Consider the following 20,853-nt stretch of genomic DNA (forward strand, 5'->3'; position numbering starts at 1 on the left):
TCAGCTGTCCTTGCGGAGGGCGTGGGCGAGAAGGTCGAGGAAGGAGCGGTTGATGAGGCTCGACTCGGCGGGCCTGAGCGGGCGCCGGGACAGCATCGCGGCCTGCCCGTAGAGGGCTTCGGCGCTGGTGCGGGCCAGTTCGGGTTCGTCGATCGAGACGGCGGTGCGGACCAGGGGGTTGAGCTGGTTGAGGATCAGCTGGGCCCGCGGTGCCTCCTGGCGCAGGGCGCCGAGGATGTCGCCCCACAGGCCGCCCTCCTGCTCGCGGGCGAGCTGGGAGCGGGTGCGCTCGTGCCGTGCCTCGCGGCTGTCGATGAGGAGGGCGGGCGCGGAGACGGGCTGGAAGGTGCGCAGGGCGACGTCGCAGTCGAAGACGGCGAGGGTGTCACGGGCCAGGGCGAGGTAGGCCGCGGCGGCGAGTTCCGTCTCCCGGTCGACGGGGTCGAGGTGGGCGGTGAGGGTCGCGGGGTCGAGATCGGCGACGGTGGCCTCGGGCCTGATCTCGGGCAGCCGGTGGACCAGTTCACGGTCGTAGGTGTAGCCGCCGTTGACGACGCCGAGTCCGGCGGCCGAGGCGATCGCCGCGACCTGCCGGAACTCCTCCACGCTCGAGGTGACGAGGACGGTGCGGTGGGTGCGGGCGAACTCGTCGAGGGTGGTGTGCCCGTCGGTGGTCTCGAACGGCAGCCAGGGCAGCAGCATCCGCAGGATCTCGTCGTCGTGCACCGCGAGGGACTTCACGGCCAGGTGGTGGGCCTGGAGGAAGCGGTGCAGCAGCTCCGGATCGCTGGCGGCGGCCCGGGCGATCCACGCGCGCAGCCGCTCGGCGAGGGCGTCGCGGACGGCGGCGAGGGTGTCGTCCTCGTAGAGGGACTCGCGGGACGCCGTCGGACGCAGGCTCTCGGCGTCGACGACGCAGCGGACGAAGAACGCCCACTCGGGCAGGATCTCCTCGGCCTGCTCGGACAGCAGCATGCCCTTGACGTGCACGCGATGGCCGTGGCGGCGCCCGGCCGGCACCGTCTCGGGCAGCACGCAGGCGATGCCCTTGAGGCCCACGGCCGGCAGGTCCAGTTCGATGGTGTCCAGCGGCTTGAAGCCGAAGACCTCCTCGCCGTACGCGGCGAGCGCGCGGGAACGGGCTCCCGGTGTGGGGTACGTACGTGCCCAGGGGGCGGGCTCGGGATTGACGGACACGCCCGGACCGCCGGTGCCGGCGCCCGAGCCGCCTGTGCCGTCGTCGAAGGTCACCGGGTGGCGCAGCAGGGAGCCGAAGTGACGGGCCAGCGCGTGCACGGGGGCCGGACGGGTCCACTCCCCCGCGTCGGCGCGCGGCGTCAGCGTGACGGTGGTGCCGGGACGGGGGCGGGCGGTGGCGGGCAGGGTGCGGACGGTGTAGCTGCCGTCGCCGCGGCCCCGCCACTCGACGGCCGGCGCGTCGGGGGTACGGGCGGAGCGGCTCAGGACGTGGATCTCGTCCGCGACGAGGAAGCAGGAGAGCAGGCCGATGCCGAACTGCCCGATGAAGTCCCCGCGCTGCTCGGCGATCCGGTCGGCGCGCTTGCTGCTGCGGCCGATGGTGGCGAGGAAGCTGTGCACATCGGCCTCGGTGAGACCGACGCCGTCGTCCTCGACGCGTACGACCGAGCCGTCGGCGTACAGCCGGACACCGAAGGCGTCGGCGGGGGCGGCCGGTTCGAGGGCGTGCCGGGCGGTCAGCGCGTCCACCGCGTTCTGCATCAGTTCGCGCAGGTAGACGCGTGGGCTGGAGTAGAGGTGGTGGGAGAGGAGATCGACGAGGCCGCGCAGGTCCACCTGGAAGGTGCGGTCGGCGCCGGGCGGGGTCGGGGCGGTGTCGGGGAGAGTCATGAGGCAGTCCGGGGTGGGAAGGGTGGCGGGGTGACGGGTGGTGGGCCGCGGTCGGCACCGGGGGGCCGAGCGGGCGGTGAGGCCGGACGGCGCGACGTGGAGGGCGCGCGGAGGGCTGGGGCACGGGCGGTGGGCCGGCCGCGCGGGCTCACTCACGCACGGGCGCCGGGGTGCGGGCGCTCGCGTCGGCGTGCTAGGCGCGCCGCTGCGCTCGGGCGAACTGCTTCTCGGGCTCGGCGAAGTAGGTCCACGGCCACCTGGTGTAGGCACCGTCCAGGGTCTGGAAGACGCGCCGGACCGTGTGGCGCTCACCGGCCAGGGACAGGGCCATGGCGAACATGTTGAAGTCGTTCTGCCAGCCCGGGCGCCACACGTAGGCGGGGTGGAGGATGCTGTGGTCGGCCGCCTCGCGCAACTGGGCCTGGATCTCGGGGGTGACGAGGTAGTCCCCGCGATCCGCCTCGACCCACTCCTCGATGTACGCCATGGCGATCAGGCACCCGAGGCGGTGCCCGTGCGGGGCGCGGGAGAACGCCTCCTGGGCGAACGCCAGGGCCTGTCCCGGCTCGCCGCCCCAGCGGGGCTGGAGCTGCGACAGCCACTCGAGGTGGGTCTCCAGGTCCAGCGGGTCACGGCGCAGGGCGGCGTCGCGGCGGGTCTCGGTCACGGCGCGGTCCAGTGACATGCCGCGGCCGGAGGTCAGGAGGTGGCACCAGGGCGTGACCCATTCCGGCCGCAACTCGGCGGCCTCCAGGAGCTGTTCCTCGGCGATCTCGAGCCGCTCGTGGAAGACCCGCCACTGCTCCTGCGTGACGTTCACGGCCCGCTCGGCGGTGCGCGCCTCCCAGCCCCACGTGATGTGCCGCGCTCCGGATATCAGCAGGGCCGTCGCCCGGTGCTCCTTGTCGTCCTCGACGGCCCGGCCGATCCAGTCCTGCACGCCGTCCACTTCGGCGAGTTCCCCGAGGACGCCGTGGTCGCGGCCGAGGTCGAAGGGGACCAGCGCCGCCTTGACCGCCTCCCAGTCGCCCGCCTCGGCCGCCTCGATCAGCGCGAGCACTCGAGCGTCCCCGAGCGCGCGCAGCGTGTACATCCCGTTCTTCTGTCTGCGTGGCGCCGGAAGGACGTGCGGATCCGCCGCCGGTCTCTCCGCACCCCTGCCGAACAGCTTGCCGAACATGCCGCGCCCTCCCCTGGTCCCGCGTGATCGTCCGGTGCAGCATAAGCGGACCCACCGACACTGTCTCCACCGGGTTTTCACCGTCACTTCACCAGGTCAGAACGCCTGCCCCGGCAGGAGGCGGACGCGGCCGCGCCTGCCGTCGGGGAAGGGGTGGGCGCCACGGGCACGGCGGCGCACATCTGGTCAGCTCGCGGGGACGCGCACCGCCAAGAGGGCCACGTCGTCGTCGTTGCCGACGGGCCGGACACGACGCAGGAGCTGGTCGGTGAACGAGGCGAGGGGACGGTGCGCGAGGGCGGCGGCGTGCTGGCGCAGTCGCTCCAGTCCCTCGTCGAGGGTGTGGCGGGGCGCCTCGATGAGGCCGTCCGTGTACAGCACCAGGGTGGAACCGGGCGGGAGCAGCACGGTGGCGTCAGGGCGCCGGGTGCCCGTCTGGGTGCCCAGGAGGATGCCGTGGCCCTCGGTGAGGTAGCGGGCCAGGCCGTCCCGGCTGATGAGCAGCGGCGGAGGGTGCCCGGCGTTGGTCCAGGACAACTTCCACTGCCCGTCGTCGGCCGGTTCGACCCGGGCGAAGATCGTCGTGGCCATGCTGACGTCGGTGATGTGCTGGATCGCCTCGTCGAGCCGTTCGACGATCCGGCTGGGGGGTTCGTGCTGGGACCAGGCGTAGGCGCGGAGCATGTTGCGGACCTGCGCCATGCCGGCCGCCGCCTCCAGGTCGTGGCCGACGACATCTCCGATGGCCAGGGCAGTGGACTCGTCGGCCAGGGCGAAGGCGTCGTACCAGTCGCCGCCCACCTGTGAGGCGTCGGGGGCGGGCAGGTAGCGGACGGTCATCTCCAGGCCCGTGACGCCCGGCATCTGCGGCAGCAGATGGTTCTGCATGGTCTCGGCCACCTTGCGCTGACGCTGGTAGAGGCGCGCGTTGTCCAGGGCGAGACCGGCACGGCGGGCGATGTCCTCGATCAGCGGGAGATCCACCGGCGTGAACGCCGGCCGGTTCTCGTCGCGCCCCAGGGTCAGCGCTCCCAGGACCGAGCGGGTGCTGCGGATGGGTGCGATGGCCGCCGAGTGCATCCCCGTGGCTTCGAACAGGCGGCGCTGCTCGACCGCGATGCCGGAATCCGGTGGCCCCTGGTAGGTCTGCGGTCCGGCCAGGTTGGACGCGACGCCGCGCAGGGCTCTGGACAGGGGCATCGGAGATTCCTCCGGGATCGGTGGCATCGGCCCCTGGAGGTCTTCGCGGTGCGTGAACGTGTCACCTTCGGCGTGGACCACGACGCTGCGCCACACCTCGTCGCGTTCGGTGATCAGGTCGACGACGACCCAGTCCGCGAGGCGCGGCACGACCAGGCCCACCAGGCGGCGCAGCGCCTCGTCGACGTCCAGCGTGGAGGTCAGCTGCGCGGTGGTCTCGGCGAGCAGCGCCAGCCGGTGCAGCTCGGACAGCGGCTGGGCCACCGGTTCCGGTTGCGGGTCGGCGAAGTCCTGGTGGCCGGGGGCGTGGAAGACGACGAGCGTGCCCGCGTGCCGGCCACCGACGTCGTACGGCGTGATCAGCCAGGAGATGCGCAGCAGGGTGCCGTCGCCGCAGACGAAGTAGGCCTCGTCGGCCTGGGCCGTGCGCCCGGCGTGGAACGGCTGCCGCATGGCGCACTGGGTTCTCGGCAGGGGCTGCCCCTGCGGGCCTCGGTGCAGCAGGTCGTGCGCGTCATGGCCGATCAGTTCGTCGGCGGAGCGGCCCAGGAGCTGCTCGGCGCGGGTGTTCGCGGCGACGATGCAGCCCTGCTCGTTCACGACGTAGGCACCGGTGCCGATGACTTCCAGAGTCCCGGCCAGCACGACGGACGCTGTCGGCACGGACGACCCGTGAAAGGTCTCCGTGTGCTCCGGCCCCGTCATCGCGGCCTCCCTGCTGATCGGACCGGCGTCCTGTCGCCGGCATGCCCTGCTTGCTTGCCTTCCCCGTATGCCCCTACGAGGAAGAATTCCACGTCATACGGCGACGCGCAGAGCGTGCGGGCCCCTGACCTGGCGTTTCGGGGAATCGGGCCGGACCTGGCCGGGCCGACGTCGGCCCTGGCCCGGCGGCGGCCGGGCGACCGCTCAGGGGGTCACGTCCAGGTCCGCGTACAGGGGGTGGTGGTCCGAGTACGGACTGGGAAGCACACGGTGCCCGAGCGGGACGATGCCCCGCAGGAACACGTAGTCGAACTTGCTCTGCCAGTCGGTGGTCGGCCGGCAGGCCCCGGTGGGCGACGGACGGCACTGCGGGTCCGCGTCCGTGGCCAGTGCCCATATCCGGCCGAGTTCGGGGGCCTCCGGCACGGCGTTGAGGTCGCCGAGCAGGATCGCACGGTCGTGCCGGGCGAACTCCGCGGCGAGCACACGGGTCTGACCGGCCCGGACATCCTCCTGCCGCCGTTGGGCGAGATGTGTGTTGAAGACCCGCACGGACCGGTCGCCCACGGTGGTGGTCACGGCCATGTACCCGCGGTCCTCGGATCCGCCGTCGGGATACTCCACGGTGACGGGGTCCGTCATCGGCGCGGCCGAGAGGATGGCCTGGCCGTAGGCGCCCGGACTCCACGGCGCGCCGCCGCAGCGGCCCCACTTCCGCAGCACGCTCCCGTACTCGACGCGGTAGACCAGCCCGTAAAGGTTCTCCAGGTACTCCCGGATCCTCTCGACGTCACGCACGCACGCCTCCTGGAGGCCGATGACCTGGGGCGCGTACGCGGCGATCTCCGCGGCCCGGTCGACGTCGCTCGTCTCGCAGGGGTTGCAGATGTTCCACGTCATGACACGGTTCGCCACGACGTCCCGGACGGCGTCGGCGCGCCGCGCCCCGGCGTAGAAGGCGCCGCCCGGTGCGCTGGGGCCGACGAGCACCACGAAAACCGCCGCCATGGCGCCCGCGAACAACCGCGCGCCCGTCCCCCTACCGAGCACCCTCGCCTCCTCACGGCGGATACACCCGACGTCCGAGTCTCCTTGTACGAGGTTAGGGGACGGGGTCGTCGGGCACGCGGGGGCGGAGTCCTCTCGTATCGCTTTGCCCCGGGGAGACGCCGCCGGGGCCCGCGCCACGCTCCCCGGTCCTGGCGCCTTCGGCCGGGAGCGGCCAGGCTGTGCGTAGGGTGACTGAACTGGTGATCGACACGGGCGGTGGCACATGGACTGGCAGAAGTTCGCCGAGGAGATGGCCGTGCTCGCCCGGACCCTGCTCAAGCAGGACTCGGTGCAGCAGACGCTGGACGAGATCGCGGCGTCGGCCGTGAAACTGGTGGACGGCTGTGACGCGGCCGGGATCCTCGCGGTGCGCAAGGGCCGCGCCGTCACGCTGTCCTCCTACGGCGACATGGTCGAGGAATCCGACCGGGTGCAGGGTGAACTGGGTGAGGGGCCGTGCTTCGATCTCGCCCGTCGCGCGGACGAGGACCGCGTGTTCCGGATCACCGACATGACCCGGCCCCAGCCGGACTGGCCGCGGTACGCCGAGGCCGCCCGCGCACTGGGCATCGGGAGCATGACCGGGATTCTGCTCTACACCCACGACGAGGACTTCGGCGCGCTGAACCTGTACGCCCACCGCCCGGGGGTCTTCACCGAGGAGAACGCCACCGCCGGCTGGCTGCTGGCCTCGCACGCCGCCGTCGCCCTCGCGGACGCCCGCACCATCGACCAGCTGGAGCACGCTCTGGAGACCCGGCACGCCATCGGCGAGGCCATGGGCATGCTCATGGAACGCCACGGGATGAGTGAGGACGACGCCTTCAACGTGCTGCGCAACATCTCCCAGCATCACAACATCAAGCTGCGCGATGTCGCACAGCGGATCCGTGACAAGCGCACCGGTGATCCGGCGTGACGGCTCGACCGGGACGGTTCCTCAGGTCGGATTCAGCCCGCCGTCGAGCACGACGACCTCGCCGGTGAGACAGGTGCAGGCGATCAGCGATGCTATGCCGACGAGTCACCGGCCGGGCGGCGTGCTCTTCAACGCACGGGACTGACATCCAGGCATTCGAAAGCTCCATAGCGGCACGGGCGTAAACTCCCGACGGTCCTGTTCCCTGCCATTCACCTGAAGGGATCAAATCTGCTTCCGGGAAGGGGCGTGGGCGTATATCAGGCCGCCAACCGGTGAGTAATTCGCCATGACCGAATCCTTACCGCCCGGCTCACTTCCGGCTCCCGGCCGCCCACCGTCCACACCGGTCGTCTTCACCGCCGACTTCACTTCCACCACCCAGTGGGTCGCGGGCCGTTCCTGGGCCTATCCCGGCGGCGGCCCGGTCAACCCACGCGATGACAAGCTCGACCACCTGGTGGCCGACGCCGTATACAGCCGCTCCGGCGTTTTCCGGGCCCGACGACGGCAGGACGGCCGGTGGAACACCGGACTGCTCACCACCGAGGGAAGCCAGGACGGCTTCACCGTTCGTGCCGGGGATGTTCTCGAAGCCCGGGTGCGTCTGCCGGAAGAGATCGGCGCGTGGCCGGCGATCTGGACCTGGCGCGACGGTGACCAGGAAATCGACATCTTCGAATACCACCCGGACAACCCCGACCTCCTCGAATTCACCAACCACGTGCGCGGCACCAACCGCTACCACCGCGACCAGGCAATCCGCCCGGGCGCATGGGTGGACCTGCGTACCGTCTTCGGCACCCGCTCGGTGGACTGGTGGCTCAACGGCAGACCGGTCTTCACCGACGGCCGAGGTGTCGGCCGGACCTGGCACGCCTATCTCATCGTCAACCTGTCCGTGTGCGCCGGGCGGTACCACCCAGCACCGCGACCGGGAACGACCGAGATGTCGTACGAGGTGAGCCACCTTCTCGTCCGACGACCGACAACGTTCAACACCCCGGCCGGCGCCACATCGGAAGCACGTGAGCACGAGCTCGCCCCCGGCACAAGCGACCACGGACCAGCAGCCACGCCGCAGGGGGAAACAGAACCGCCGCCGTGACCGAGTCCAGGCAGATCAGGATCGAGGCGTTGGGCGGGCGGGTCCCGAGGGTCCGGTCAGCCCGCCTCGCTCCCCCACGCGGGAGATACGCCGGACCACACCCGACTGCCCTGGCTCCACCAGCCCGTAGTCCCGGCGCAGAAGGGTCCCGTCCACGGTGTCGAGGCAGTCGTTTCCGAGCGTGGTCTCCCACTCGGTGGGCTAGACCGGGCCCGCTGGGCCGGCCCGGCCGGCTCGGGGGCCAGGTGCAGGCGCTCTCCCGGTCCTTCTCAACCGACCGCCGTGCATCAGTCCGTGCCCGGCGGTTGTCTCCGGGCCCGAGCGGCGGGACTGGCTCGGACCTCGACCGCGGCCGCGCCGCGTCGGACCGGCACGACGACCGGTTGCGGCAGAGGCGGAACGGGTGCCCGGCCGGGCCCGTGCAGACCTGCCAGCCGTAGCCGGACTCGCCGACGAGGTTCCTGCGGGCGCGAAGGGGCCGGCGACCTGGGCCGCACCTCACCGCGCCGCTCGGCCGTGGCGAAGCCCGCGCTGATGGAGGCGGTGGCGGTTGCCGTGCTGCTGGCCGGTGCCGTCGGCGCATGGCTGCCGTACGCCCCGGGCGGGGAACCGACCGGGAATGCCGGGGCCTCCCGGACGGCCGGCTCCCCCACCTGTCCCGTTCCTCGCCCGCTTCGCCCCCTTCCGCCGGGCCGAGCCCGTTGGCCGGCCGGGTGCGCATCGCCGATGTCGCCACCGGCCGGCCCGTCACCGTCGGCATGCGGCACCGGGTCGGCAGCATCACCGAGACGTTCACCGCCGCCGCGGTGCTGCGGCAGGCCGAGAGCGGTCAGCTCGGGCTCGACACACCGACCGGCCGGAACCTTCCGAAGCCGGTCCCGGAGAACGCGGTGCCGCGATCACGGTTTACCGCACCGCACCGGGACGCATTCGCAGCTCGACCCCTCCCGCAAGCCGCAGCCCCACCCGATCGACGACGCGCTTATGACGCCGTACCGCGTGGCGATGTACGGCTGACCCGGAATTCAGGTGGCGGACGGTACGACCGGGCCAGAATCCGAGGGCACCGCAGGGGCGGAGGGCAGAGGGAGCCTGAGGTTCCCTCACTTCGCCGTGACAAAGCCCACCGCAGCCCATCCATGATCAGAGTGGAGCAAAACACCCCGCTCGGTGATGTGTGCACACCAGCCAGGCATTAGCTTTGCGACTTCTTCATTGCTCCATGACCATCTGACCAAGGGTCGAATGCACACCATGCACATACCACCGCCCGTTCCGGGGGAACGGCACCCCTCGCGTGCGCTCAGACGCCTGCCGCGCACCACTGCTCTGATCACCCTCTCACTCACGCTGCTGAGCGGGGCGGCCCTGACGGCGCCCCGGCCGGCCGTCGCGGCGACACCCGCCGTGAACGAGTCGGCCGGGAAGCCCTCCGCTCCCGACGTGCCGTCCGCCCTCGCCGAGGCGAAGCGTTCCGGCAAGCGGGTGGAGGCGCTGTCCGAGCGCACCGAGACGACCACCACGTGGGTCAACCAGGACGGCTCACTGACGACCGAACTCACCGCCGGTCCCGTACGGTTCGACCGCAACGGCAGCTGGGTCACCGTCGACACGGATCTCACCGAACGCCGTGACGGCACCGTGGCGCCCAAGGCACACCCCGCCTCACTGACCCTCGCGGGCAAGGGCGGGACACCCGCCTCCTCCCTCGGCGCCGCCCGCACGGCAGGTGCGCGCGACCTCGTCACTCTCGGCGAGGGCGAGCAGCAGGTCACCCTCCAGTGGAAGGGCGGCCTGCCGCAGCCCGAACTGGACGGCAACCGCGCCACCTACCCCGACGCCGTCCCGGGCGCCGACGTCGTCGTGGAAGCCACCCGTACGGGATTCGAGCAGTACGTCGAGATCAAGCAGCGCCCGTCCACGAAGGACTACGGCTACACCCTCCCGCTGCGCGCCGAAGGACTGCGTGCCGATCAACAGCCGGACGGCAGTGTGCTGTTCACGGACCGCGAGACCGGTCAGGAGCGGGCCGTCATGCCCGCCCCGGTGATGTGGGACGCGACCGTCGACGAACGGTCCGGCGAGCACACCCGCCGCGTGCCGGTGGCGATGCAGGTGAAGCAGCGGGGCTCGCAGATCGACCTCGTGGTCAAACCCGACGCCGCGTTCCTGGCCGACCCCGCGACGCGGTACCCGGTCACCGTGGACCCGTCGACCTCCGTCCTCAGCAACGTCTTCGACACGTACGTCCAGCAGGGAGAAGCCCGCGACTGGTCCACCGACACCGAGCTGGACTTCGGCAACCCGGGTACGGAGAACGCCAACGGCACACCGCGCACGGCACGGTCCTTCATCACCTGGGGAACGGCCCCCCTCGCGGACGCCCTGGTGACGAGCGCCGAGCTCAGCCTGTGGAACTTCCACTCGGGCAACATCGACTGCAAGGCCCAGCCCTGGGCTGTCTGGTCGGCCGACAAGGCCTCGGTCTCCAGCCGCTGGACGTCGCAGCCCGCCTTGCACACTCAGCACTCGACGTCCACCGAGACCAAGGGCAATCCGAAGTGCGGCGCGGGCGGCTGGATCAACGCGGATGTGACCTCGCTCGTGCAGACCTGGGCCTCCGCGAAGGCGCCGCAGTCCAGCATGGGCCTGAGGGCCGCCGACGAGTCGGTCGTCGGGCAGTGGAAGCGGGTCAACTCCGCCAACGCCACCAGCAACCCGCCCAAACTGACGGTCACTTACAACTTCCGCCCGCGGTCGGGCAACAACCGCCAGGCCGGCCCTCCGTTCACCGCGGACGCCTCGGGCGCCTGGCAGGTCAACACCACGACGCCGACGCTGCGGGACACGTTCTCCGACAAGGACGGCGACCGCGTCACCGGCACCTTCGAAATCGTCGACGCGGCGACCGGCAAGCGGGTCGGGGACTACCTCGTCTCGCCGCGAGTGGACTCCGGACGCGCCGCGGCCGTGACGGTCCCGGACGGTACGCTCAAGGACGGTGCGACCTACCGGTTCCGCACCAGCCCCTATGACGGCTCGCACTTCAACCTCGCCTGGTCCGACTGGGCCACCTTCACGGTCGCCACCGGGCGCCGTCCCGGCGGTCTGCCGGACATGCCGCAGGCACTGGAGTCCGGGGCCACACAGTCCCTCACCCCCTTGCTGTCCGGGCTGGTATCCAGCCCCGAACAGGGCCGCGTTCGGGCCGAGTTCGTCCTGCGCGACGCCGACGGAAAGCAGCTTCCGGGGGTGAGCGTCCCGGAGGCCTGGGTGGACAGCGGTCAGCGCGCCGCGGCACGCGTCCCCGATGGCGCACTGCGCGCGGGCACGACGTACCTCTGGGCGATGCGCGCCTGCACCGACCGGGGCTGCTCGGCCTGGTCCTACGAGCAGGAGTTCACCGCTACCGACGCCGGCGACCCGAAGGCACCCGACACCACGTCCGTCACCCTCACGGGCCCCTCCCTCGATGACGCAACGGTGCCGGTCGGCACCAAGGCCTGTGCGGACGGCGGCTGCCCCGCCGTCACCGACGGCCGGCTGACGCTGGGCGGCGGCACCGACGGTGAGCGGGCCGCCTGGCTCAAGCCGGACCTCGGCAAGGTGCCGGAAGGCGCCAGAGTGACCCGGGCCCGGCTCGTGCTGACTCCGGCCGAATGCGGCACCGGCACCTGCGCGCAGCGGCCGGTCGAGGTGTACCAGCTGCACGAGCCCTGGGCCACGCCGCGCACCGGAACCGGTCTGCTGGACGTACTGGACGACGCCCCGTTCACCGAATCCGCCCTCGCCGACACCCAGGACCTCGCGCCACTGGTGCAGTCCTGGATCGACGAGCAGGCAGGCGATGGGGTCGCGGTGCGGCTGCCCGCCGCCGACACCGCGTCGGCAGTCGCCTACCACTCCAGCCGCAGCACGGACCAGGCGAAGCGGCCGCGGCTGGTCATCACCTACGTGGCACCGACCGCGCCCGGAGCACCGCAGGACCTGCGCGTGAGTGCCGGTGACGGCGGGCTCCTGGCGACCTGGAACCCGCCGCTGGATCCGGGTTCGTCGACGGACGGCGCGGAATACACCGTCGTCGTCACGAAGCCGGACGGCAGCGAGGCCGCCAGGGCCACCACCCGCGACGCGCACATCGTCGTGGACGGGCTCAAGAACGGCACCGCGCATCGAGTGACCGTGACGGCGCGCACCCCGCACGGCACCGGTCCCGGCACGACGTCGGAAGCTCTCACACCCGTGGCCGTTCCGGGCGGTGCGGCCACCTACCGGGAGATCGTGCAGCAGTACGTCGATGCCCGTGGCGCGATCCTCACCGACAAGCGTCCGACCGCCGCGGCGGCGCTCACGGCGAGCTCGCGCGGGGCCGCGTTCCAGGACCTGCTCGGCGCCCAGGCCGCGGACCTCGCGGAGGCCCGGGACATACTGGCCCGGCGCGGTCAGCGCTACACCGAGATGACGACCAAGCTGTCCGACGTCCTGGTCGGTGTCGACGACAACGGCACGGTGTTCCTGCGCGCGGTCCTCGAGGACTCGGCCGTGCTGACGGGCGGGACCCCGGCGGACCCGGGCGACCCGGGCGGCGAACCGGAGGAAGGACGGCGGGAGCAGCGCTTCACCTTCAGCACCAACAGCGGCGCGCCGATCCTCCACGTCGAGGCGGACGCCCCGGCGGTGGAGACCGTGCTCTCGGCGTCGGCTTCGGCCGCCAACGGCCTGGAGACCACCGACGCCTCACTGGGTCCGATCAGCGAGGTGCCCGACGAGCCGATCGCGCTCGACGCTGACGGCCTGCCGGTCGAGGAACCCGCCCCGGCCGCTCAGAAGGCGTCACTGCGCGTCAAGCGCGCCGCCGCGCAGGTGTCCGGCTCCGGGACGGTCAAGTGGGCCTCCCACAACGTCAGAACCCGCTGGGAGTACGGCCAGGACTGCACCAACTTCGTGTCCAAGGCGCTGTACCACGGTGGCAAGATGAAGACGCGGCACGGCGGGCGCAAGCACGACCGCGCCTGGTGGCAGCAGTACTACCTCTTCGGCAAGATCAAGAACAAGAGCTACACCTGGGCCGCCGCCGAGAACTTCCGCCGGCACATGATCCGCTACCGCGGGGCCAAACACGTCACGGCCCTGTCCGCCAAGCCGGGAGATCTCGTGCTCTTCAAGTGGAAGCGGGAACGGGGCTACAACCACGTGGCCATCGTCGAGCGCAAGCGGCACGGGCTCCAACTGATCCAGCACGGCAGCTCGAACAGGACCAGCCTCGCGGCTGCGATCCTGCGGTACCGCGGCAAGCCCAACTACATCGAGCGAGTCACCATCCTCCGTCCGAAGGCGAGGTCCTGATCATGGTGCGCAAGGCAAGGCTCTCCGCCCTCGCACTGGCCGGCCTCCTCGCGGGCGGACTTCTGACGGGCTGCTCGTCGGACGACGCGTCCCTGACGTATCAGACGGATTACAGCAATCACCAGCCGCTGCGGGTCGTCGGCTACCCCTCCACGGGAAGTCTGGAGACGGTTCAGAAGGCCGTGTGGCGGCTCGCCGACGGTGACGCCGACGGGCTGGCCGCGCTCGCCGTCGACGACGCGGACGCCGACGCCACGGCCCGCAACTGGGTCAAGGCCTTCGGAGCCGCCGCCAAGGGAGACGTGACGGCGGACTTCTACGACGAGGGGTCCGTGCGGCAGGTCGTGGTCCTGTACTTCGCCAAGAGCGGCCAGGTCAAGGAGATCGAGGCCCGCATCGGCGAGGACGACTCCTGGGGACTCACCCTCGCCGAGCCCGACCCGAAGGAGGCGACGGCCAAGCCCACCTGGGCTCCGCCGAAACCGGGCGGCTCCGGTTCCGGCACCTCCGGCACCCCGTCGGAGAGCTAGCGGTCACCTGCCCGCACCGCCTTTCGAGGACCGCACTCCGGACATCCGGGGTGCGGTCCTGCGCATCTCACGGATCGCCGCCGTCCCGAAGCAGGTCCACCATCCGGGGAACACCGCCGCAAGCCCCTCACCGGACACGTTCGGCGCAGACGATCCGGGCAGGTGTCGACGAGGGCGTCCGTGCGGGTGCCGTCGTCGACGCGGTAGTAGCGGTGGTAGCGGTGCAGTTGGCCGCGGCCGGCTTGGCGCACCAGGCGGGCGTAGGCGTCGGAGTCCTGGGCGATCGGCAACAGGACGTCCAGGGTGCCGCAGCCCCTGCCCGATCCTGACGAGGTGTCAGCAAAGTCGGCATCAGGTCAGCAGGAGTCCTGCCACAGCCGCCCGCAGACAAGCGGGTGGAAGACAGCGAGAACGACCCGACCACCTTCCGCCCTGCGATCACCAACGCTGACGCGTTTCCGCAGGTCAGCGCACCCTTCCCCGCGGTTTCAACGGCACCGGCGGCAGTTTCGGCGCGGGCAGTGGCGCCCCGTCGTAGCCCTTCACCTCGCCGAACCGTGTCCCTTCCATCCAGTCCCGGCGCGCCTGCTCGATCTCCTCCTGCGTCCGTCCGATCCAGTTCCAGAACATGATCAGTTCCTCCTCGAACGGTTCGCCGCCCAGGAGCATCAGGCCCGCGTCCGACTCGGCGCGCAGGGGCAGTTCGGTGCGGCCGCAGCCGAGGTAGAGCATGGAGCCGGGCAGGAGCGGGACGCCGTCGACGTGGGCCTCGCCGGACATGGACAGGACGGCGTACTCGAAGTCCGGTTGCAGGGGGAGGCGGACGTCCGCACCTCGGGTCAGCGCCAGGTCGGCGCCGACGATCGGGGTGTACGCGGTGCCGGGTGAGGTCGCGCCGTCGAGGTCGCCGAGGATCAGCGTGGCCGTGAGGCCGGAGGCCGTGACGACCGGCAGATCGGCGTGGTGTTCGAAGCGTGGCTCGGTGTGGCGGTGGCTGTCGGGGAGGGCGACCCACAGTTGCGCGCCGTGCAGGAAGCGGGCGTGCGAGCGCGGGCTCTCCTCCGAGTGGCTGATCGCCCGGCCGGAGGTCATCAGGCCGAGTTCGCGCGGGCGGATCGTCTGGAGGCTGCCGGTGGAGTCGCGGTGCAGCACCTCCCCCTCGTGCAGCCAGCTCACCGTCTGCAGGCCCATGTGGGGATGCGGCGGCACCTGCATGCCGGGCTCGTCGGCGATGTCGTCGGGACCGTAGTGGTCGACGAAGCACCAGGCCCCGACCATCCGGCGGCCGAGGTTGGGCAGCAGCCGGCGGACTTCGCTGGACTCTCCCAGCTTGACCTGGCGAGGGCTGAGGAGTTCACGCACCGGCTCCGCCACCACGAAGCCACGGCCGCCGCACAGGGACGGGGCCGCCTCGCGCTCAAGATTGCTCATGGCGCACAACCTAGTCCGGCACGGGGGCTCGCGTCAGCGTCACCTCAGGGCCGCGCCGCAGGTACCTCGTAAAACAGTAGCCATGTACATAGTAGCCATGTACGGTATCCGGCATGAGCAACGGTTCCGAAGGCGCGACGCCCGGGTTCCTGGTGTGGCGGCTGTCGATGAAGTGGCGGGTCGCGGTCGACCGTGCGGTGGCCCCGCTGGGGCTCACCCACGCGCAGTACTCGCTGGTGGCCTCGCTGCACGGCATGCAGCGCTCCGGTGAGCGGCCCAGCCAGCGCCGCCTCGCCGACCACACCGGGCTGGAGCCGCTCTACGTGTCCAAGCTCGCCCGGGCACTGGAGACCGCCGGCCTCCTGGAACGGACCCGGGACCCCCGCGACCCGCGCGCGGTGCAGCTCGCGCTCACCGAGCAGGGCCAGGAGGTCACCCGGCGGGCGATCGAGGTCGTCCACGGGCTGCTCCAGCAGCTCCTCGACCCGCTCGGCGGCCTCGACAGCGCGCGCACCCGGGAGTTCACGCGCGACCTCACGATCCTGCTCGACACACAGCTTGATCCCTTCAGCGAGAACGAGACGGAGCAGTCATGACCACCGCCACACCCCGCGTCGACCCACGCGTCATCGCCCTGGCCCACTACGCCGGCCGCGCTCTCCTCGAGAACGTGCTGACCCGGCACGGCATCACCTTCCAGCAGTCCGTGACCCTGCGGCTCGCCGCCGTCGCCGACGGCCCGGTCCGGCGCGAGCAGCTCGCCGACGGTGTCACCGGCGCCCTGAAGATCGACGCGGCCGAGGCGCACCACGTGCTCGACGAGCTGATCGCCGCGCAGTTGCTGACCCCCGCCGGGGCGTCGGAGGTACGGATCACGGACGCCGGCCGCGAGCTGTACGCCACGACCTCCGGCGAGACGGCGCCCATCACGGCCCGGATCTACGACGGCATACCGGCGCAGGACCTGGCCGTCACGGGCCGCGTGCTGAGCCTGATCACCGAGCGGGCCGACGCCGAACTGGCCGCCCTGACCCGCTAGTCCGGGCCGCGTCCGGCCAGTGGAATATCGCACCGCCGGGCGCGGTTGTCGGCCTCGAAGGAGGCACCGAGTGAACACCACCCAGGACACCACGTACTACGCCCACGGAACCCCGGCCGAGCGCTGGGAGCGCGCGCAGCTGTTCTTCGACGCCAAGGACTACGCCGCCGCCGCGCGCGTCCTGGTCGGGCTGGTCGAGGAGGTGCCCGAGCAGACCGGGCCCCGGCTGCTCCTGGCGCGCTCCTACTACCACTCGGCCCAACTGCGGCGGGCCGAGGGCGAGCTGCGGACGATCGTCGAGCGGGACCCCGTGGAGTACTACGCCCGGCTGATGCTCGGCCGCACCCTGCAGCGGCAGAACCGGCACGAGGAGGCGGAGTCGCACTTGCGGATCGCCTCGGCGCTCGGCGGTGACTTCGAGCAGCGCTGACCCGCGCCGTACATGAGGGTGCCCGGCTCCACGAGGAGCCGGGCATCCGTGTACCGGCGGCGGTCCGCTACTCGACCGGTGTCCCGTACGACCGCCGCCCCCGCCGGTAGGCGATCTCCCCCAGCACGATGTCTGCGGCGAGGAAGCCCGCCAGCGGGATGCCGAACAGCGGCAGGAAGTACCCGAGGACGGCGATGCCCGCCAGCAGCGGTACGAGGAGCTGCGGCGGGACCTGCTGCCAGGCGCCGCGTGGGATCGGACGGCCGAAGGCGGTGCCGCGGCCGCGCTGCCACCACATGCGGTAGCCCCAGACGATCAGCAGGATCAGGGAGAGCGCGAGGAGCATCAGGGCGATCTGGTTGGCCAGACCGAACAAAATGCCGGTGTGCAGGTCGATGCCCCACCGGGTGAGCTTGGCGAGCACCGGGTAGTCGGCGAACCGTACGACGTCCGTGACCTCGCCGTCGGACGGGTCGATCGCGACGGCGTCCTGCTTCGAGGGCCAGCCGCGCTGCACCTGCTTCACGACGTACGCCGATTCGGCGTCGGCGGGCGGCACGATCTCCACCGGGTCACCGAGTCCCTCGGCCCGCGCCGCGGCAAGGACCTTGTCCAGTCCCACGCCGTGCGCGGCGTCACCCGCCTGCCCGGCGGCGGAGCCGTGGCCGGCGTGTTCACCGCCGGCCGCCGCGGACACCGACGGGGTGGCCTGGCCCAGAGAGGTCCGCAGCTCGTCGATGGTGGCTCCCGCGTAGGCCGACCAGGTCAGACCGGTCGCCGAGAGGAAGAAGAAGCCGGCCGCCGCCCACACGCCGACACTGCCGTGCAGGCCGAGCGTGCGCCGCCGCCCCTTCGTCCCCCGTACCTTGCGCAGGGCCCGGCGGCGGGAGAACCACAGCGCCAGTCCGCCCGCCGAGATGACCCACAGCCAGCTGGCCGCCAGCTCGCTGTACAGCCGCCCCGGCTCGCCCAGGTGCAGATCCCGGTGGAACTCGTCGATCCAGGTGCGCAGCGGCAGCGCGCCGGTCGAGCCGTACTGTTCGAGGGAGCCGCGCACCTTCGCGGTGTACGGGTCGACGAACACCGCGAGCGCGTGGCCCTCGTCGACGCCCGGGACGCCGGACAGCATGACCCTGGTCGTCGCGTCGGCCTCGGGTGAGGGGCGTACGGCCGAGACCGTGCCCTCGGGGTGCGCCTTGCGGGCGGCGGACACCTGCTCACTGATCGGCAGCTTCTTCTCGCCCGCGGGGACGGCCAGTTCGTGGTCGTAGACGAGCTTCTCGGCCTGGAACGAGCCGGCGTACAGCAGGCCGGTGACGGCGGCGACGAGGAGGAACGGCGCCACCAGCACCCCGGCGTAGAAGTGCAGCCGCAGGATCAGCGGGCGCAAGGGGGCCCAGCGGCTCTTCGACGGTGCCGGGGCGGCTGGCTGCGGGGCCTCGTCCGTGGTGGTCGAGGGAGCGGTGGTCATCGGCGGGCTTCTCCGGGGGACGTCGTCTGGGCCGTCGCGCTGTGGGCGGCGGCCGTGGCGGTGCAGTAGTCGGGACGGCGGGGCGTTCGGTTCCCGGAGAACTCCTGTGACGTGCATCACGCGGGGGCGGGGGGTGCCGTGCCATCCTGACGCGATGGGAACACCGAGCGATCGCGCACCCCTGGCCGAGCGGGTCGGGCAACTCCTCGACGAGGGCCTCCCCTTGACCATCGTCGCGGCCGGCGACCCGGTACTGCGGCACGCCACCGAGCCGTACGACGGTCAGCTGGGGCCCGCCCTGCTGGCACGGTTCGTCGAGGCCCTGCGGGTCACCATGCGTGCGGCACCCGGGGTCGGCCTGGCGGCTCCGCAGGTCGGGGTGCCGCTCAGGATCGCGGTGATCGAGGACCCCGCGCCGGTGCCGGAGGAGGTGCGTCTGGCACGCGGGCGGGTGCCGCAGCCGTTCCGCGTGCTGGTCAATCCCGTCTATGAGCCCGTCGGCGACGCGCGGGCCGCGTTCTTCGAGGGCTGCCTGAGCGTGCCGGGCTGGCAGGCAGTGGTGGCGCGGCACGCCGAGGTGCGGCTGACCGGGCAGGACGAGCACGGGCGGGCGCTGGACGAGGTGTTCACGGGCTGGCCGGCCCGGATCGTGCAGCACGAGACGGACCACCTCGACGGCGTCCTGTACCTGGACCGCGCCGCGACGCGTTCGCTGTCGTCCAACCAGGCGATGGCGGAGCGCTGGGCACAGCCGACACCGGAGGAGGCGGCGCGGGCGCTCGGCTTCGAGCTGCCGTAGCGCACGCGGAGCCGCCCCGCCGAAATTCGGAGGCGCCCGCGGCGGGGGCTCCGTTACCGTGACCGCATGTCTACGCCCCGAATTTCCTAGCCGAGGACCCACTCCCACGCCACCCGTGTGTCCTCTTGCTTGTTCGGAGCGTTTTCTCATGATCACCGTTCGTGACGTCGACGTGCGCGTGGGCGCGCGTCTGCTGCTGTCCGACGTCTCCTTCCACGTGTCCCCCGGCGACCGCATCGGCCTGGTCGGCCGCAACGGCGCCGGGAAGACGACCCTGTTGCACACCCTGGCGGGCGTCCTGCGGCCCGCCGCCGGCTCGGTCTCCCGTACGGCCGGAGTCGGGCATCTCCCCCAGGACTCCCGCGCCGCCGACCAGTCGGTCACCGTCACCGACCGGATCCTCTCCGCGCGCGGCCTGGACCTCGCCGTGCGGGCGCTGCGGAGCGCCGAGGCCGCGATGGCCGACGGCACGGACCGGTCGATGGACGCCTATGTGCGGGCCGAGGCGGAGTTCCAGGCCCGCGGGGGTTACGCGGCCGAGGCGGAGGCCGCCCGGGTCGCCGCCGGTCTCGGTCTGCCGACGGGCCTGATGGACCGGCGGCTCAGCGCGCTGTCGGGCGGTCAGCGCCGGCGCGTGGAGCTGGCGCGCATCCTGTTCGCCGGGCACGGCACCCTGCTGCTGGACGAACCGACGAACCACCTCGACGCGGCCTCGATCGCCTGGCTGCGCGGCTTCCTGACGAGCCATCAGGGCGGGCTGGTGATGATCAGTCACGACACGTCCCTGCTGGCCGGCACCGTGAACCGGGTCTTCCACCTGGACCCGGGACGGGCCGCGCTCGACATCCACAACACCGGCTGGGACGCCTACCTGGAGCAGCGGGACGCCGACGAGCGGCGCCGGACGCGCGAGCGGGCGAACGCCGAGCGCAAGGCGGCGGCGCTGCACGCCCAGGCCGACAAGATGCGCGCCCGGGTGGCGACCGCGGTGGCCGCACGGAACATGGCCCGCCGCGCCGACCGCCTGATCGCGGACCTCGAACCGGCCCGGCACGCCGCGAAGACGGCCAGGATCCGGCTGCCCGAGCCGGCGCCCTGCGGCCGGATCCCGCTCGGCGCGGTGAGCCTGACCAGGTCGTACGGCGGTCAGCATGTGCTGCGGGGTGTCGACCTGGCGGTCGACCGGGGCAGCCGCCTGGTGGTGCTGGGGCCCAACGGAGCCGGGAAGACCACCCTGTTGCGCATCCTGGCCGGGCAGGACACGCCCGACAGCGGCCGGGTGGTCCACGGGCACGGTCTGCGCCTGGGCTACTTCGCGCAGGAGCACGACACCCTGGACCCGGAGTCGACGGTCCGCGGGCACCTGGCCGGAGCCGCGCCGCACCTCACCGACGGGGAGGTGCGCCGGGTCCTGGGCGCGTTCCTGTTCACCGGCGACGACGCCGGCAAGCGGGTCGGCGTCCTGTCCGGCGGCGAGAAGACCCGGCTCGCCCTCGCGGGTCTGGTGCACTCGGGCGCGAACGTCCTGCTCCTCGACGAGCCCACCAACAACCTCGATCCGGCCTCCCGTGCCGAGGTCCTGGCCGCGGTGGGCACCTACCCGGGCGCGATCGTCATGGTCACGCACGACGAGGGCGCCGTCGACGCGCTGCGGCCGGACCGGGTGCTGCTGCTGCCGGAGGCGGAGGAGGACCTGTGGGACGACGACTACCGGGAACTGGTGGTGCCCGCGCACCTGTGACCCCGGCCGGGGCCGCCGTCCGGCGCGGGGCGCCG

15 protein-coding genes and 2 pseudogenes are annotated in these 20,853 nt (G+C 72.0%); 11 read left to right on the top strand and 6 right to left on the bottom strand.

The window, feature by feature from the left end; all coding sequences use genetic code 11:
• The 4 genes from ACFY9E_RS00965 to ACFY9E_RS00980 form a co-directional block, all read right to left on the bottom strand.
• A complete protein-coding gene (locus ACFY9E_RS00965) occupies nt 1-1,869 on the bottom strand; it encodes an HSP90 family protein (protein ID WP_390978058.1) in 1,869 nt (622 codons plus the stop codon).
• Between the two features lie 193 nt (nt 1,870-2,062).
• Nucleotides 2,063-3,049, bottom strand: coding sequence for a hypothetical protein (locus ACFY9E_RS00970; protein ID WP_390978060.1), 987 nt, complete (start codon nt 3,047-3,049; stop codon nt 2,063-2,065).
• A gap of 186 nt (nt 3,050-3,235) precedes the next feature.
• Nucleotides 3,236-4,954 (bottom strand): SpoIIE family protein phosphatase, encoded by a 1,719-nt coding sequence (locus ACFY9E_RS00975; RefSeq protein ID WP_390978062.1) that lies wholly within the window; start codon nt 4,952-4,954, stop codon nt 3,236-3,238.
• Nucleotides 4,955-5,158: 204 nt separating this feature from the next.
• Nucleotides 5,159-5,962 carry an endonuclease/exonuclease/phosphatase family protein gene (locus tag ACFY9E_RS00980; protein ID WP_390980230.1) on the bottom strand — a complete coding sequence of 268 codons (804 nt, stop codon included), beginning with the start codon at nt 5,960-5,962 and terminating at the stop codon, nt 5,159-5,161.
• 265 nt (nt 5,963-6,227) lie between these two features.
• On the opposite strand from ACFY9E_RS00980, the gene ACFY9E_RS00985 reads away from it, so the two are divergent.
• From ACFY9E_RS00985 to ACFY9E_RS01010, 6 genes and pseudogenes are all read left to right on the top strand, one after another.
• Nucleotides 6,228-6,923: an ANTAR domain-containing protein gene (locus ACFY9E_RS00985; protein WP_390978064.1), complete on the top strand. Its 696-nt coding sequence runs from the start codon at nt 6,228-6,230 to the stop codon at nt 6,921-6,923.
• Between the two features lie 289 nt (nt 6,924-7,212).
• Complete coding sequence (locus ACFY9E_RS00990) at nt 7,213-8,031, top strand: beta-glucanase (protein ID WP_390978066.1); 819 nt, start codon at nt 7,213-7,215, stop codon at nt 8,029-8,031.
• Nucleotides 8,032-8,738: 707 nt separating this feature from the next.
• A pseudogene (locus tag ACFY9E_RS00995) lies at nt 8,739-8,938 on the top strand (serine hydrolase); the annotation flags it as partial.
• 347 nt (nt 8,939-9,285) lie between these two features.
• Nucleotides 9,286-11,121: pseudogene (locus ACFY9E_RS01000) on the top strand (DNRLRE domain-containing protein); the annotation flags it as partial.
• Between the two features lie 258 nt (nt 11,122-11,379).
• Nucleotides 11,380-13,377: an amidase domain-containing protein gene (locus tag ACFY9E_RS01005; protein ID WP_390980232.1), complete on the top strand. Its 1,998-nt coding sequence runs from the start codon at nt 11,380-11,382 to the stop codon at nt 13,375-13,377.
• Between the two features lie 2 nt (nt 13,378-13,379).
• Nucleotides 13,380-13,907 (top strand): hypothetical protein, encoded by a 528-nt coding sequence (locus tag ACFY9E_RS01010; protein ID WP_390978068.1) that lies wholly within the window; start codon nt 13,380-13,382, stop codon nt 13,905-13,907.
• Nucleotides 13,908-14,372: 465 nt separating this feature from the next.
• Here ACFY9E_RS01010 and ACFY9E_RS01015 read toward each other — a convergent pair whose 3' ends face one another.
• Nucleotides 14,373-15,338, bottom strand: a complete 966-nt coding sequence (locus tag ACFY9E_RS01015; protein ID WP_390978069.1) for a pirin family protein — start codon at nt 15,336-15,338, stop codon at nt 14,373-14,375.
• A 113-nt stretch (nt 15,339-15,451) separates the two neighbouring features.
• Here ACFY9E_RS01015 and ACFY9E_RS01020 point away from each other — a divergent pair, with 113 nt between their 5' ends.
• The 3 genes from ACFY9E_RS01020 (at nt 15,452) to ACFY9E_RS01030 (ending at nt 16,807) form a co-directional block, all read left to right on the top strand.
• A complete protein-coding gene (locus tag ACFY9E_RS01020) occupies nt 15,452-15,934 on the top strand; it encodes a MarR family transcriptional regulator (RefSeq protein WP_390978071.1) in 483 nt (160 codons plus the stop codon).
• Entirely contained in the window at nt 15,931-16,377 is a 447-nt protein-coding gene (locus ACFY9E_RS01025) for a MarR family transcriptional regulator (protein WP_390978073.1), read from the top strand. Before ACFY9E_RS01020 ends, ACFY9E_RS01025 begins: the two co-directional genes overlap by 4 nt.
• A gap of 70 nt (nt 16,378-16,447) precedes the next feature.
• On the top strand, nt 16,448-16,807 hold the full coding sequence (locus ACFY9E_RS01030) for a tetratricopeptide repeat protein (RefSeq protein ID WP_390978075.1): 360 nt from the start codon (nt 16,448-16,450) through the stop codon (nt 16,805-16,807).
• Nucleotides 16,808-16,874: 67 nt separating this feature from the next.
• On the opposite strand, the gene ACFY9E_RS01035 is transcribed toward ACFY9E_RS01030, so the two are convergent.
• Nucleotides 16,875-18,278: a PepSY domain-containing protein gene (locus ACFY9E_RS01035; RefSeq protein ID WP_390978077.1), complete on the bottom strand. Its 1,404-nt coding sequence runs from the start codon at nt 18,276-18,278 to the stop codon at nt 16,875-16,877.
• A 154-nt stretch (nt 18,279-18,432) separates the two neighbouring features.
• Between ACFY9E_RS01035 and ACFY9E_RS01040 the strand changes: the two genes are divergently transcribed.
• Nucleotides 18,433-19,077, top strand: coding sequence for a peptide deformylase (locus ACFY9E_RS01040; RefSeq protein ID WP_390978079.1), 645 nt, complete (start codon nt 18,433-18,435; stop codon nt 19,075-19,077).
• A gap of 148 nt (nt 19,078-19,225) precedes the next feature.
• A complete protein-coding gene (locus tag ACFY9E_RS01045) occupies nt 19,226-20,818 on the top strand; it encodes an ATP-binding cassette domain-containing protein (RefSeq protein ID WP_390978081.1) in 1,593 nt (530 codons plus the stop codon).
• The last annotated feature ends 35 nt before the right edge of the window (nt 20,819-20,853 follow it).

It is taken from the genome of Streptomyces sp. NPDC012466 (assembly GCF_042955215.1).
In the GTDB taxonomy this organism is placed as follows: Bacteria; Actinomycetota; Actinomycetes; order Streptomycetales; family Streptomycetaceae; genus Streptomyces.